The organism is Bacteroides sp. NGMCC 1.200775 (assembly GCF_040798045.1).
Lineage (GTDB): Bacteria > Bacteroidota > Bacteroidia > Bacteroidales > Bacteroidaceae > Bacteroides > Bacteroides hominis.
Genome location: NZ_JASCQK010000011.1, coordinates 80,135 through 96,086, shown reverse-complemented (window position 1 = coordinate 96,086; position 15,952 = coordinate 80,135). Strand labels below are relative to the sequence as shown.

The following is a 15,952-nucleotide window of genomic DNA, read 5'->3' as shown; positions in this document are numbered from 1 at the left end:
TTATGTCTGCCTTATTCAGGTGACTATAGCATCAGGGTTCCACCTCTTCCCATTCCGAACAGAGAAGTTAAGCCTGATCACGCCGATGGTACTGCGTAACAGTGGGAGAGTAGGTAGTCGCCGTTTTTAGAGAGTTCATCCCCTCGGGTCAGAAGACACGAGGGGATGACTTGTTTTTGGGAGATTCATTTATTTTATCTATATTTGCAAATGAGTATTTATATAAACGTTTAAAGCAAATATTTAAAGTATGAAGACAAAATCCTTTTTAGCTGCTGCAATGGTGGCATTCTCTTTTGCGATGATTTCTTGTGGTGGTAATAAAACAGCTAATTCGGAAGCTGCTACAGACTCTACTTCAGTTGCTGTAGAAGCAGTGGAATCTGCTGCAACTTGTTGCAAAGGTGACTCTGCTGTTTGTGACTCTACCAAGGCTTGTTGCAAAGATAAAGCTGCATGCGATCAGAAAACAGAATGCCCTCAGAATGCAAATTGTGAAAAGAAAGCTTGTGATAAGAAGTAATCAACAGGCATTAAAGCTATAATTGAGTGGGAATAAGGTATCTAACAGTACTTTATTCCCATTTTTTGTAGGCAGATATATGAACTTTGATTGTGATATATTTGTTATTATGCAGTAGTTCTTCTTATGAAATGATATTTTTATGAATAAAAAAGTAACGTTTTATTTGGAGGCTAAGAAATAATCTATACCTTTGCATCGTCAAACAATAAAAGAGACAATAAACATGAATCAATCATTTATACATATTCTACTGTGTGGTATTATTATTCTGCTGGCAAAGGTCGGGGGAAGTGAGTGTCGCGCGTAAATGTGTATAATGAAAATATACGAAAGCCTTTCTCACTTCCTTGTGTGAAAGGCTTTTTTGATGGTGTATAATCAGATTAAAAAATAGAATATGAGCGACAGATTATTTATTTTCGACACCACCCTTCGCGATGGTGAACAAGTACCGGGATGCCAGTTGAATACAGTGGAAAAAATTCAGGTGGCAAAGGCATTGGAAGTTTTAGGTGTAGATGTAATTGAGGCAGGCTTTCCTATTTCCAGCCCGGGTGATTTTAACTCGGTGATTGAAATATCAAAGGCTGTGACCTGGCCGACGATTTGTGCATTGACGCGTGCGGTACAAAAAGATATCGATGTGGCAGTGGATGCCCTGAAGTTTGCTAAACATAAGCGTATTCATACAGGAATCGGTACTTCAGATTCACATATTAAATATAAATTCAATTCTAATCGGGAAGAGATTATCGAACGTGCTGTGGCGGCAGTGAAATATGCCCGTCGTTTTGTGGATGATGTAGAGTTTTATGCAGAGGATGCAGGACGTACGGATAATGAATATCTGGCTCGTGTGATTGAAGCGGTTATTAAGGCTGGTGCTACAGTAGTGAATATTCCGGATACAACAGGTTACTGCCTACCTTCCGAGTATGGCGCGAAAATCAAATATCTGGTAGATCATGTAGCAGGTATTGAGAATGCAATCATTTCTACCCACTGTCATAATGATTTGGGAATGGCTACTGCCAACACGATGGCAGGTATTCTGAATGGTGCCCGCCAGGTAGAGGTTACCATCAACGGTATCGGTGAACGTGCGGGAAATACGGCCCTTGAAGAGATAGCAATGATTATTAAAAGCCATCACGAGATTGATATTGAGACGAATATCAATACTCAGAAGATTTATCCTACCAGCCGTATGGTATCGAGCCTGATGAATATGCCGGTACAGGCTAATAAGGCCATTGTTGGACGCAATGCATTTGCGCATTCTTCGGGTATCCACCAGGATGGCGTACTTAAGAATGTGCAGACTTATGAAATAATTGATCCGCACGATGTGGGTATCGACGATAACTCTATCGTATTGACAGCCCGTAGCGGACGTGCTGCCTTGAAAAATCGCCTTTCCATTCTGGGTGTGACACTGGATCAGGAAAAACTGGATAAAGTATATGAAGAATTCCTGAAACTTGCCGACCGCAAGAAAGATATTCATGATGATGATATTCTGGTATTGGCGGGTGCGGACAGAAGTGGTAACCATCGCATCAAATTGGAATATCTTCAGGTGACCAGTGGAGTAGGAGTCCGTTCCGTTGCCAGCCTCGGATTGAATATTGCCGGAGAGAAATTTGAAGCGGCTGCCAGTGGTAATGGTCCGGTGGATGCTGCCATCAAGGCTCTGAAGCGTATTATTGACCGTCATATGACTTTGAAGGAATTCACGATTCAAGCCATTAGCAAAGGAAGTGATGATGTGGGTAAGGTACACATGCAGGTTGAGTATGATAACCAGATGTATTACGGATTTGGTGCAAATACAGATATCATAGCTGCATCGGTAGAAGCCTATATCGACTGTATCAACAAGTTTACTAAGTGATGTGACTCTAAACGTAATTTGTAAATCGTAAAATAATAAATAAAAAGATGAATACATTATTTGATAAAATATGGGATGCACACGTAGTGACTACGGTGGAAGATGGCCCTACACAACTCTATATCGACAGATTATATTGTCACGAAGTAACCAGTCCTCAAGCTTTTGCCGGTTTACGCGCACGCGGGATTAAAGTACTCCGTCCGGAGAAGGTATATTGCATGCCGGACCATAATACACCGACTCATGATCAGGATAAGCCTATTGAAGATCCTGTCTCAAAAACTCAGGTGGATACATTGACTAAGAATGCAGCCGATTTTGGGCTGACGCATTATGGGATGATGGATAAAAGAAATGGTATTATTCATGTGGTAGGTCCCGAACGGGGACTCACTTTACCCGGAATGACGATTGTCTGTGGCGATTCACATACTTCTACTCACGGTGCGATGGGAGCGGTTGCTTTTGGTATCGGTACAAGTGAGGTTGAAATGGTACTTGCTTCACAATGTATTTTGCAGTCACGTCCCAAGACTATGCGTATCACGGTAGATGGTGAATTGGGTAAGGGAGTTACAGCCAAGGACATTGCCCTTTATATGATGTCGAAAATGACGACCAGCGGTGCAACCGGTTATTTTGTAGAATACGCCGGTGAGGCAATCCGCAGTCTGACAATGGAAGGCCGGTTAACACTCTGTAATCTTTCTATTGAGATGGGAGCCCGTGGCGGTATGGTTGCTCCCGATGAAGTGACTTTTGAATACATCAAAGGGCGTGAAAATGCTCCTCAGGGCGAAGAGTGGGATAAAGCAATGGCGTATTGGAAAACTTTGAAGAGTGAAGAAGATGCGGTTTTTGATAAAGAAATCCATTTTGATGCAGCCGATATCGAGCCGATGATCACTTATGGAACTAATCCGGGTATGGGTATGGGCATCACGCAGCATATTCCTACAACCGAGGGTATGAATGAAACAACGAAAACTTCATTCTTGAAATCTCTGGACTATATGGGATTTCAGCCGGGTGAATCATTGTTGGGTAAAAAGATTGATTATGTATTTCTGGGTGCTTGTACTAATGGGCGTATCGAAGACTTCCGCGCATTCGCTTCCATAGTGGAAGGTCGTCAGAAAGCTGAACATGTGATTGCATGGTTAGTGCCGGGTTCTTGGATGGTTGATGCCCAGATCCGTGAAGAAGGATTGGATAAGATTCTGGAAGATGCCGGTTTTGCCATTCGTCAGCCGGGATGTTCGGCTTGTCTGGCCATGAACGATGATAAGATTCCTGCCGGTAAATATTCAGTTTCCACCAGTAACCGTAATTTTGAAGGACGTCAGGGGCCGGGAGCCCGTACGCTATTGGCCAGCCCGCTTGTGGCGGCTGCAGCTGCCGTAACGGGAGTGATTACCGATCCGAGAGAACTGATGTAATAGAGCTATAGGACGATCGGGGATTTACTGCTCAAGGAGTTTGTGAACGGAGATTGTCCGCCTGCACTGTAAATCGCAATTATTTAAATCGAAAATAAAAAGATGAAAGCAAAATTCAATATACTTACAAGTACTTGTGTACCTCTTCCATTAGAAAATGTGGATACAGACCAGATTATTCCCGCGCGTTTTTTGAAAGCTACAACCAAGGAGGGGTTTGGAGAGAACTTGTTCAGGGACTGGCGTTACGATAAACAAGGGAATAAAATAGAATCATTCGTGTTGAATGATCCTACATATGGAGGACAAATTTTGGTAGCCGGAAAAAATTTTGGTTCGGGATCCAGCCGAGAGCACGCTGCCTGGGCCATTGCTGATTATGGTTTCCGTGTAGTGGTGAGTAGTTTCTTTGCAGATATTCATAAAAACAATGAATTGAATAATTTCGTTCTTCCGGTTGTGGTAACCGAGGAATTCCTTGCAGAGTTGTTCGATTCCATCTTTAAGAATCCGAAGATGGAAGTGGAAGTTAACCTGCCGGAACAAACCATCACTAACAAAGCTACCGGAAAGAGTGAACATTTTGAAATCAATGCCTACAAGAAGCACTGTCTGATGAATGGACTTGACGACATCGACTTTTTGTTGACTAATAAAGATAAAATAGAACAATGGGAAAAGGCGTCAAAATAGAAATCATGGACACGACTCTCCGCGACGGTGAACAGACCAGCGGAGTATCGTTTGTGCCCCATGAAAAACTAATGATTGCCCGACTTCTGCTGGAGGAGTTGAAAGTAGATCGTGTGGAGGTAGCTTCGGCACGTGTGTCCGATGGAGAGTTTGATGCGGTGAAAATGATATGTGACTGGGCTGCCCGAAGGAATCTACTGCAAAAAGTAGAGGTATTGGGGTTCGTCGACGGACATACTTCATTGAATTGGATTCATGCTACCGGATGTCGTGTCATCAATCTGCTGTGCAAAGGTTCGCTGAAACATTGTACCTGCCAGTTGAAGAAAACGCCCGAAGAACATATCGAAGACATTCTTGCCGTAGTGGATTATGCCAATGAACTCGATATTGAGGTTAATGTATATCTGGAGGATTGGAGTAATGGTATGAAGGACTCTCCCGAATATGTGTTCCAGATTGTGGATGCATTGAAGGAGACCACTATCAAACGGTTTATGCTTCCCGACACATTGGGTATCCTGAACCCGCTTCAGGTGATTGAGTTTATGCGGAAGATGAAAAAGCGTTATCCTGACACACATTTCGACTTTCACGCACACAATGATTATGATCTGGCTGTAAGTAATGTGCTTGCTGCCGTGCTGAGTGGGGTAAAAGGGCTCCATACCACTATCAACGGTTTGGGTGAACGTGCCGGAAATGCTCCTTTGGCGAGTGTACAGGCCATCTTGAAAGACCATTTCAATGCCATAACCAATATCGATGAGAGCCGGCTGAATGATGTGAGTCGTGTGGTCGAATCGTATTCGGGCATTGTGATACCCGCCAACAAACCGATTGTAGGTGAGAATGTATTTACTCAGGTCGCCGGCGTACATGCCGATGGAGACAATAAAAGTAATCTTTATTGTAATGATCTGCTTCCCGAGCGTTTCGGGCGTATACGCGAGTATGCTTTGGGGAAAACTTCCGGTAAGGCCAATATTCGCAAGAATCTTGAAAGTCTGGGACTGGAACTGGATGAAGAGTCCATGAAGAAGGTTACGGAGCGAATCATTGAGTTGGGTGATAAGAAAGAGTTGGTTACTCAGGAAGACTTGCCCTATATTATTTCTGATGTGTTGAAGCACGATGGCATGAGCAATAAAGTAAAATTGAAAAGCTACTTTGTCACTTTAGCACACGGATTGAAGCCGATGGCAACACTGAGTATCGAAATCGACGGTCAGGTTTACGAAGAAAGTTCTTCCGGTGATGGACAGTACGATGCCTTTGTACGCGCTTTGCGTAAAGTATATAAGGTGACTTTGGGGCGTAAGTTCCCGATGCTGATTAATTATGCCGTAAGTATCCCTCCCGGAGGCCGTACCGATGCCTTCGTACAGACAGTCATCACCTGGAGTTTTGGTGAAAAGGTGTTCCGTACCCGTGGATTGGATGCCGACCAGACAGAGGCTGCCATCAAAGCTACTATTAAAATGCTGAATATAATAGAAGAATATTAATTATTGAACAATATGGATTTTAAAATTGCTGTATTAGCCGGTGACGGCATCGGACCGGAAATCTCTGTACAAGGTGTAGAGGTGATGAGTGCCGTCTGTGAGAAGTTTGGACATAAAGTAAACTATGAATATGCCATTTGTGGTGCGGATGCTATTGATAAAGTAGGTGATCCTTTCCCCGAAGAAACCTATCAGGTGTGTAAGAATGCCGATGCAGTTCTCTTTTCGGCTGTAGGTGATCCTAAGTTTGACAATGACCCGACTGCCAAGGTACGTCCGGAACAAGGGCTGCTGGCTATGCGTAAGAAACTCGGTTTGTTTGCCAATATCCGTCCGGTGCAAACCTTTAAATGTTTGGTTCATAAGTCGCCTCTTCGTGCAGAGTTAGTAGAGGGAGCCGACTTCCTGTGTATCCGTGAGCTGACGGGTGGTATGTATTTCGGTGAGAAATATCAGGATAATGATAAAGCATATGATACGAATATGTATACACGTCCCGAAATTGAACGTATCCTGAAAGTCGGTTTTGAATACGCAATGAAGCGTCGCAAACACCTTACTGTAGTCGATAAAGCCAATGTGCTTGCTTCCAGTCGTTTGTGGAGACAAATTGCACAAGAGATGGCCCCGCAGTATCCGGAGGTGACTACTGATTATATGTTTGTGGATAATGCTGCAATGAAGATGATCCAGGAGCCTAAGTTCTTTGACGTAATGGTGACGGAGAATACCTTTGGCGACATTCTGACCGACGAAGGTTCTGTAATTAGCGGTTCTATGGGATTACTCCCGTCTGCTTCTACGGGCGAGAGTACTCCGGTGTTCGAGCCGATTCACGGTTCATGGCCGCAGGCAAAAGGTTTGAATATTGCTAACCCACTGGCACAAATCCTTTCGGTAGCAATGTTGTTCGAATACTTCGATTGCAAAGCCGAAGGCGCTTTGATCCGTAAGGCTGTCGATGCTTCTTTGGATGCAAATGTACGTACCCCCGAAATTCAGGTAGAAGGTGGTGATAAGTTTGGCACGAAAGAAGTAGGAGCATGGATTGTTGATTACATCCGGAAAGCCTGATTTCGTTTTTATATTTATAAAACAACAGACAATGCCGGAGAGGAGTGATATTCTTTCCGGCATTCTTTTTCTGTTTTAAGTCTGTATGAATGTTATAATCCGGTTTCATTTTTTCTTTTTGTGCTATAAAAACATAAATTAGATTTGGTTTGTTGTTTCAATACCCCTGTTTTATTTCTTATTTTTTGTATTTTTGCAGGATATTTACAATGAGGCAATGAATAAAACGATCAATTATCAACTGACTATCGTTGTTCCGGTATACAACGAAGAAGACAATATCTACTCTTTGGAACAGAAATTGGGAGAATTTTTGCCCAACTCTATTTGTACGGCTTGTGTATTGTTTGTGAACGATGGTTCACGTGATAACAGTAAGCAACGTATCATGGAGGTATGCGCGCGCAATAAGGATTTCTTTTATATGGATCTGGCGAAAAATTCCGGATTGAGTGCCGCCATGAAAGCGGGTATCGACTACGCTGAGTCGGTATATGTGGGATACATGGATGCCGATCTTCAGACTACTCCCGAGGATTTCAATCTGTTATTGAAGGATATTGCCGACTATCAGTTGGTGATGGGTATCCGTGCCAATCGTAAAGACTCCTTTTTTAAAAACCTCCAGTCCAAGATTGCCAATGGTTTCCGGCGGATGATGACCCATGATGGTGTTCAGGATACAGGTTGCCCTCTTAAAGTGTTGCATACGGCCTATGCCAAACGTATTCCGTTCTTTACGGGTATGCACCGTTTTCTTCCTGCGTTGATTTTATTGCAGGATGCTAAGATCAAACAGATTCCTGTCCGTCATTTCCCGCGTGTAGCAGGTACATCCAAGTATCATTTGTGGAACAGACTGGTTTCTCCTTTCCTCGATTGCTTTGCGTACCGTTGGATGAAGAAGAGATATATTAACTATCGTGTCGGCGACAATAACTTAATGGAGTAGTCTTGTGGGAGGTAACGGCTTTATTTATGTAATCGGTTTTTTGGCGCAGGCTTTTTTCTCTGCGCGCATCATATTCCAGTGGGTACTATCGGAAAAAGCAAAGAAGGTAGTATCTCCTTCCATATTTTGGATTCTGAGCATTGCCGGTTCTTATCTGTTGTGTATCTATGGGTGGTTGCGTGATGATTTTTCTATTATCTTCGGACAGTTTATTTCTTATTATATCTATTTGTGGAATCTGAACGAGAAGGGTATTTGGAATAAATTGCACGGGGTACTGAAAACTCTGCTGGTAATTACCCCCATTATTGCAGCAGCTTTTATGCTGCATGATGCACAACACTTTATCGATAGTTTTTTCCGAAATGAAAAGGTGCCTCTCTGGCTGTTGGTCTTCGGTTCAATGGGGCAAGTCATTTTCACTCTTCGTTTTGTATATCAATGGGCTTATTCATTCCATCATAAAGAGTCTTTACTGCCTGCCGGTTTCTGGATTATCAGTCTGGTCGGTTCATCGGTTATTGTGGCATACGGTGTATTCCGTCTCGATCCGGTTCTGATTTTGGGTCAGTCGGTCGGTTTCGTAGCCTATTTTCGCAATCTGATGATTGGGCGTAAAAGCTCCAAGCAATCAGTTGCCTATGAAAAGTAAATTTCTTCCGTTTTTATTATTGCTGGCAGTATTGCCGGTGCTGATTTTCCGGGATTATACTCCCTCCAATGAGTTACGCTATCTGAGCATTGTCGATGAGGCACTGCGCAATGGTGATATTTTTACGTTCACCAATCACGGTGTGCAATATGCCGATAAGCCTCCTTTGTATTTCTGGATTCTGATGCTGGGCAAATGGTTGCTGGGCAGTCATGCCATGTGGTTTGCGTCACTTTTCTCTTTCATTCCTGCTCTGGTGATTATGCTGGTAATGGATCGATGGGTAGAACGTGAAACATCTGCGGCCAATCGTCTTTCGGCACAGCTAATGTTGATGAGTTGCGGCTTGTTTTTAGGGTTGGCAGTTGTTTTGCGTATGGATATGCTGATGTGTATGTTCATCGTTCTTGCCCTCCGTACTTTCTACCGGATGTTGAAAGGGCAGGGCAGCAAGAACCGGAATGCCTTTCTGTTTCCCTTCTATATTTTTATGGCTGTTTTCTCCAAAGGTCCGGTCGGTATACTGGTACCCTTGCTGTCTACTTTTGTCTTTCTGCTTATCACCGGGCGTGTGAAAACCTTCGGACGCTATTGGGGATGGAAGACATTTGCCGTGCTACTGTTAGGATGTTTCATCTGGTTTGGTGGTGTCTGTTGGGAAGAGGGAGGTTTGAACTATCTGCATGATCTGCTATTCCGCCAGACTGTAGGACGGGCTGTCAATGCTTTCGACCATAGTGCACCCTTCTATTATTATTTTATTTCCGTTTGGTATTCGTTGGCTCCTTGGGCGTTATTGCTGATAGGGGTGATTGTGGCCGGGGCATGTCGTCGGTTAATCCGTTCAGATCTGGAGCGTTTCTTTATGGTAATCATCCTCAGTACTTTGCTGATGTTGTCTTGTTTCAGTGGTAAACTTGCCGTCTATTTGGCACCGACTTTCCCATTTTTTGTCTATCTGGCCGTACTTTTGCTATCACATTTCCGATGGAATCAATGGCTGGCGTTGACGTTGGTTCTTCCTGCCGTTGTTTTTGTGGCAGGCCTGCCCGCTCTTATCGTGTTGGGACGAATGCCGGGCACCGAATTTCTGGGACAGAAGCTTTTTTACGTGGCCGGTGGAGTGTTGACAGTTAGTGGTTGTGCGGCTCTGTATTTCCTCTATCGGAAGAAATCGTTGAACAAGACTATCAATACGCTTGCCTTCGGATTGTTTTGTGCTATCTTTGTGGGCGGTTGGGATGTACCTGCCATTAACAGTGAATTGGGTTATTCCGAATTATGCCGGAAAGCAGTGGAACTTTCCAAAGAAAAAGGGACTTCCGGTTATTGTGTCCTGAATGTACGTCGTCCTGAGAATATGGATGTCTACCTGCACGAAGGTGTGAAAGAAGTGACTGAAGAAGAAGTTTTGGATAATAAATATCAGAATACCATCCTGATGATTTCGAACAAGAAAATACGTTCGAACAAGGAACTGCAGAAATTTGTTGACGGCAAGGAACATTATGTTATAGGCCGTTTTTCCGTAATGGTACTCTAAATAAGATTGAATCATGAAAGTATTAGTGACAGGAGCTGCGGGTTTTATCGGCTCTTATACAGTAAAAGCATTGATAGCACAGGGTTGCGAAGTTGTAGGGTTGGATATAATCAATTCTTATTATGATGTGCAGTTGAAGTACGACCGCCTTGCTGATACTGGTATAGCAAAAGAGTCGATAGAAGATGGTGTATTGTTACCAAGTTCTAAATACCCTTCTTATCGCTTTATTAAGATCGATTTGACTGATCGTGACGGACTGAACCACTTGTTTGAATCCGAACATTTTGATGTTGTGGTTAATCTGGCAGCCCAGGCGGGTGTGCGCTATTCGATAGAAAATCCTTATGCGTACATCGAATCGAATGTTGTAGGTTTCCTGAATTTGCTGGAGTGTTGCCGTCATTACCCGGTGAACCATCTGGTATATGCCAGCTCAAGCAGTATTTATGGGCTGAATGACAAGGTGCCTTACGCTGAGACGGATAAGGCCGATACACCGGTAAGTTTATACGCAGCGACGAAAAAGTCGAATGAACTGATGGCCCATGCTTATAGCAAACTGTACGGTATACCGACTACCGGTGTGCGTTTCTTTACAGTGTACGGTCCGTGGGGACGTCCGGATATGGCTCCATGCCTGTTTATGGAAGCAATCCTGAACGGAGATCCCATTAAAGTATTCAATAATGGGCAGATGCGTCGTGACTTCACCTATATAGACGATATCATCGCAGGGTTGATGAAGATCATCGCCCATCCTTCTGCCGATCCTATTCCTTTCTATATTTATAATATCGGTAATTCCGCTCCTGTGGAACTGATGGATTTCATTTCTGTGATTGAGAAAACAGCGGGTAAGACGGCAGTTAAGCAGATGATGGGGATGCAGCCGGGAGACGTGGTATGTACTTATGCTGATACAAGCCGGTTGGAGAATGATTTTGGCTATAAGCCTTCTACTTCCATAGAAGAAGGAATCCGAAAATTCTATGACTGGTATATAAAGTATTTCAATAAGTAACGTACAAAATCTTACTTTTGATAACCTGAAAATCTTTCCTGATGGTCCTCAGTGGATAATCGCACGCAGACAGAAAACAAAAAGAAAATAAAGCGGTGGCAGTATATCCTCGGGACAAATAAATGAAAAGGAAATGATAAATGCCGGATTATGGAAACACTTGGAAAGATTATTTTTTATCTATCAAACTTAGCCTTATATCATCTTCTGATGTGGTGGGGAGTCAATACATTGTGTGTTGGGGTGGTAGCTGCCGGTTTTGAATATTGGATACTTTTTGCTGTGCTTATTTTCTTAGGGATAAGTACTTTTAGCTATTTACTGGCGCACTATTTTTGGAATAGTAGCTATTGGGGGATGTTCCTCAAAAATGCAGGTATGTTCCTTTTGGCTTTATTTGTTACTTATTTAAGAATGATGTTTTACGACCTGTAATTGTCGGGATGCCTTTCTGCATCTGCCTGAATTTCATGTTTTGGGGATACCTTTGCCTTTGAAAGAGTTCTTTTGATAGTAATGCCGTGCAAATACTTGAAAATAGGACAATTGCTAAAACATTACTTCTTTTTCTACAATGCCACGATAAAACAATTAATGTTCAAATAGCCGGCATAAATTAATCACTATTTTAAATAAGATTTCATTTCGCCCAAAGTCCTAAGGCATAGAAAGAAAATTTGCTTGAAAGGGCAATCAAACTTCATCTTTGCAGCCAAGATGTGTGTTTTCGCCGCCAAGATATACATCTTGCCTGCGGAGATGTATATCTTCGCCGCTAAGATGAAGAAAGTTAGGCATAGAACTTGGATTACACCCGGATGAGCCGGTAAGAGAAATATGAGGAGGATTGGAGTACGTATTGGATTGCTAAGTTCTTTCAGGACTATATCCGCAGTGTAGAAAACGCAATTCGGAGCTTTTAAGGCTAACAAATAATTCACATCTCTTAAGTCTTTGGCAGATGTTATGCAGCAAAGATAAGAATAAGAATTAATAAAATGCAAAAATAGAATCTTTTTTTTAATAAATACCAGAGAACTTAAACTAACCAATCTTTTGTAGTAAATCGAAACGGCATCCTTAATTTCTATCTTATAGATATAAGTTGCATATATTCAGTGTATTATATTTTAGTTTGGTAGAATATAGGTACAAATAAGTATAAATGATACGGTTGTTCCTTCAAAAAAGCATCTGCATTTCTTGCTTTTACTCTGATAAACTGTACAAAATTCCTGTCTTTCCAAGTCCTGAAAGGACTACTCCCCAATGAATTGTTTTTCGGAATAGGATATCAGCATAGTTCAGCAAAGTTTTAATGTCGACAGAAAACTAATAATCAAAACTAAAAGGCCTATGAAGACTTAGAAGAACGACCAAACTGATTCCGGATTTATACATCTTCCGGATGGAACATTCCTTTTTTTTATGTTTAACCGAAAAATTTAATGTATGACAAAAAGAACTAACCTGTTTCCGAGTTTGATCAAAGCTCGTGAAATGAATTGCCTCAAAATAGCAGGTGCCAGTTTGCTGCTATTATGTATGTCACCCCAGTTTGCTGTGGCCGATAGCCTAAAGCAAGATGCAGTTACCGTCACACAACAGCACAATGTAAAAGCCAGCGGCATTGTTACCGATGAAGCCGGCGAACCTCTCGTTGGTGTATCCGTATTGGTAAAAGGGACTACTTTGGGAAGTATTACCGACCTGAAAGGAAGATTCTCTCTGGATGTTCCGGAAGGAAGCACTTTTGAGATTTCTTATATTGGTTATAAAACACAGATTGTCAAAGCGGAGAGAACTCCGATGAATATTGTTCTGAAGGAGGATACTCAGAAGCTGGATGAAGTTGTCGTAGTGGGCTTTGGTACCCAAAAGAAGGTTAACTTGACGGGGGCGGTATCGGCTGTGACCGGTGACGATATTTCGAAACGACCGGTTGCCAATGCCGCTATCCTGTTGCAAGGACAAATTCCGGGATTGCGTGTCAATCAGGGGCTTGGACAGCCCGGTGGCGAAGGGACTTCTTTCCGTATCCGTGGTCAGGGGACTTTCTCTTCTGCCGGATCAGATCCTTTGATCCTGATCAATGGCGTACCGGGTAGTATGACCAACCTCGACCCCAGTGTGATCGAGAGTGTTTCCGTTTTGAAAGATGCTGCTTCGGCAGCCATTTACGGAGCAAGAGCCGCCAACGGTGTTATTCTCGTTACTACCAAGCAGGGTGCCGTGGGAGATAAGGTGAGCATTAGTTATCATGGGAATATTGGTTTGCATACACCGACCAAACTCTACGACCGGATTACCAATTCGGCAGAATATATGGAGTTGGCAAATCTGGCCTGGAAGAACTCCGGAACCGGAAAGCAGTACACCCAAGATCAGATCAACCTCTATCGGAATAATGTCGGTGACCCCCAATATCCCAATTTCGATTGGCAGGACTATATGTTCCGTACGGCCGTAGTGCAGACACATAATCTCTCGATGGCCGGAAGTACAGAGAAAACTACTTATAACGTGGCTTTGAATTTTGTAGATCAGCCGGGTACTATGCGTGGATTCAAATATAGAAAGTATAACGCCACAATCGACCTTACCGCACGCATTACCAATTTCATCAAAGTCGGAACCTATGCCAACCTGATGTATGGGGAAACGGAACAACCCCGTCAAGGCCAGAACGATGCATTCCTCTCTACTCTTTCGCAAGCACCGACCTATATGCCTTGGTTGCCGGACGACGGAACGGGGATTCGTCGTTGGACAAGTTCGGCTTATTCGTTCGAAAGTCATAACAAGAATATGCCTGCCATTATCGGAGAGAATGCGATGAAACGTGACAACAATTTCGATATTAATGCCCAGTTGTGGTTAGAGATCAACTTGGCTAAGGGATTGACATGGTACACCAAGGGTGCTGCCCGCCTTCAGTCGAACAAAAGTAAAGACTGGAGAGGGAGTACGACTTATACTTACGATTACCACACCGGAGAGAAGTCGTCCGAGCTTGATAAAGGAGGATTGGGGCTGAGCGTGGGCGATAGCCGCCGTTTCTATACCAATCTTTATAGTTACTTGAAATATGATCTGTCACTGGCGGAGAATGCACACAATTTCTCTTTGATGGTAGGTTATAATCAGGAATCGGAAAAATATGAAACGCTCAACGCTTACCGTAAGGACTTTGCCTTTGACCTGCCGGTGCTCAATGCCGGTGGTACGGCCGATTGGAGCAACAGCGGAGGTGAAGAAGAATGGGCTATCCAGTCTTTATTCGGACGTTTCAACTATAATTTCAAGGAGCGCTATCTGTTTGAAGCCAATATGCGCTATGACGGAACTTCGCGTATTTCCGATGAAAACCGTTGGGGTGTGTTCCCGTCATTCTCAGTCGCCTGGCGTGCTACGGAAGAAGAGTTCATAAAAAAAATGAACCTCAACTGGCTGAATAACTTCAAACTGAGAGGCTCATGGGGACAGTTGGGCAACCAGAATATCGGGCTTTATCCTTATCAGGCCATGATCTCCGGGGTAAATGACTATCCGTTTACCAAAACTTCGGACGGAGTGGTTATCGGTTATCAGCAGACGGCTTATGCCAATCGTAACATCAAGTGGGAGACGACTACCATTACCGATATCGGTTTTGACTTACAGGTGTTTGATGGTTTGAGTGTGACCTTCGACTGGTATAAAAAGACCACCGATGACATTTTGCGCTCTTCACAGGTGTCCAGTTTGCTCGGACTTTCAGCTCCGACTGTAAACAATGGCTCGGTAGAGAATAAAGGTATAGAGGTTGCCCTGAATTATGCCAATATGGTAAAGGGAGGCACACTCAAGGGACTCCGTTATAATGCCGGTGTTTATTTTGACCGTTCGCGCAACAAACTGACTGAGTTTGGCGCAGAGGAGATCGGAAGTTACAGTATCAAACGTGAGGGATTGCCTTACGATGAATACTACATGCTGGAGTGCATCGGTGTATTTGCCGACAAGGCTGAGATTGACGCTTCGCCGAAGCAGTTTAATGACAACACCCAGCCGGGTGACCTGAAGTATAAGGATATCAGCGGCCCTGATGGGAAACCGGACGGAGTGATCGATAATTACGACCGCCGTACTTTCTCCGGACGCTTCCCCGGCTTTGAATATGGCATCAATGCCAGTGCCACCTGGAAAGGCTTCGACCTGTCGTTGATCGGTCAGGGAGTAGCTGATAAGAAATATTACACCACTGACTGGGGAGTGCAGCCTTTCATGCAAGGCGCTTCTCCCAACAAAGACTATATCAAGCACATGTGGACGGAAGAAAACCCGTATGGGGCCAAACATCCCAAACTTTATTGGCAGGATATGGGCGGAGGCAAGAATACACGTCCCAACAGCTATTATCTGAAAGACGCTTCTTTCTTCCGGTTGAAGAATGTGACACTTGGTTATACGTTACCGCGGGTATGGACCGAAAAGGCAAGCATCTCCAAAGTACGTATTTACTTCTCCGGTGACAACCTGTTGACCCTGACCCCTTACAAAGGACTCGACCCCGAACGTAACGGTGACGGAAGAGATGCCATCTATCCACAAAACAGAATCTACTCGTTTGGTTTAAATGTTGAATTTTAATTAGGACATGCA

Annotated in this window: 12 protein-coding genes and 1 rRNA gene; all 13 read left to right on the top strand. The window is 43.5% G+C overall.

The genetic code is table 11. The annotated features are described in order from the left end of the window. The first annotated feature begins 15 nt into the window (after positions 1-15). The 13 genes from rrf (at position 16) to QK890_RS19735 (ending at position 15,940) form a co-directional block, all read left to right on the top strand. A 5S ribosomal RNA gene (gene rrf / locus QK890_RS19795) occupies positions 16-126 on the top strand. 124 nt (positions 127-250) lie between these two features. Next, positions 251-523, top strand: a complete 273-nt coding sequence (locus QK890_RS19790) for a hypothetical protein (protein ID WP_223126746.1) — start codon at positions 251-253, stop codon at positions 521-523. Between the two features lie 400 nt (positions 524-923). Further along, on the top strand, positions 924-2,420 hold the full coding sequence (locus QK890_RS19785; protein ID WP_005780895.1) for a 2-isopropylmalate synthase: 1,497 nt from the start codon (positions 924-926) through the stop codon (positions 2,418-2,420). A 47-nt stretch (positions 2,421-2,467) separates the two neighbouring features. Further along, the gene (leuC, locus tag QK890_RS19780; protein WP_032530696.1) at positions 2,468-3,862 is read left to right on the top strand and encodes a 3-isopropylmalate dehydratase large subunit; all 1,395 of its coding nucleotides are present in this window, start codon (positions 2,468-2,470) and stop codon (positions 3,860-3,862) included. A 102-nt stretch (positions 3,863-3,964) separates the two neighbouring features. Then, entirely contained in the window at positions 3,965-4,555 is a 591-nt protein-coding gene (gene leuD / locus QK890_RS19775) for a 3-isopropylmalate dehydratase small subunit (RefSeq protein WP_005780891.1), read from the top strand. Next, complete coding sequence (locus QK890_RS19770; protein WP_032530698.1) at positions 4,534-6,063, top strand: alpha-isopropylmalate synthase regulatory domain-containing protein; 1,530 nt, start codon at positions 4,534-4,536, stop codon at positions 6,061-6,063. The genes leuD and QK890_RS19770 overlap by 22 nt, the downstream gene beginning before the upstream one ends. Positions 6,064-6,075: 12 nt before the next feature. Further along, on the top strand, positions 6,076-7,137 hold the full coding sequence (leuB, locus tag QK890_RS19765; protein ID WP_005807868.1) for a 3-isopropylmalate dehydrogenase: 1,062 nt from the start codon (positions 6,076-6,078) through the stop codon (positions 7,135-7,137). Positions 7,138-7,354: 217 nt separating this feature from the next. Then, on the top strand, positions 7,355-8,089 hold the full coding sequence (locus QK890_RS19760; RefSeq protein WP_005807866.1) for a glycosyltransferase: 735 nt from the start codon (positions 7,355-7,357) through the stop codon (positions 8,087-8,089). Positions 8,090-8,093: 4 nt separating this feature from the next. After that, the gene (locus QK890_RS19755; RefSeq protein ID WP_005807865.1) at positions 8,094-8,741 is read left to right on the top strand and encodes a lipid-A-disaccharide synthase N-terminal domain-containing protein; all 648 of its coding nucleotides are present in this window, start codon (positions 8,094-8,096) and stop codon (positions 8,739-8,741) included. After that, the gene (locus QK890_RS19750) at positions 8,731-10,284 is read left to right on the top strand and encodes a glycosyltransferase family 39 protein (RefSeq protein WP_032535605.1); all 1,554 of its coding nucleotides are present in this window, start codon (positions 8,731-8,733) and stop codon (positions 10,282-10,284) included. Before QK890_RS19755 ends, QK890_RS19750 begins: the two co-directional genes overlap by 11 nt. Positions 10,285-10,297: 13 nt before the next feature. Continuing rightward, positions 10,298-11,308, top strand: a complete 1,011-nt coding sequence (locus tag QK890_RS19745; protein WP_186992857.1) for an NAD-dependent epimerase/dehydratase family protein — start codon at positions 10,298-10,300, stop codon at positions 11,306-11,308. A 150-nt stretch (positions 11,309-11,458) separates the two neighbouring features. Further along, a complete protein-coding gene (locus QK890_RS19740; protein ID WP_005780879.1) occupies positions 11,459-11,743 on the top strand; it encodes a hypothetical protein in 285 nt (94 codons plus the stop codon). A gap of 1,017 nt (positions 11,744-12,760) precedes the next feature. Beyond that, entirely contained in the window at positions 12,761-15,940 is a 3,180-nt protein-coding gene (locus QK890_RS19735; protein ID WP_234059393.1) for a TonB-dependent receptor, read from the top strand. The last annotated feature ends 12 nt before the right edge of the window (positions 15,941-15,952 follow it).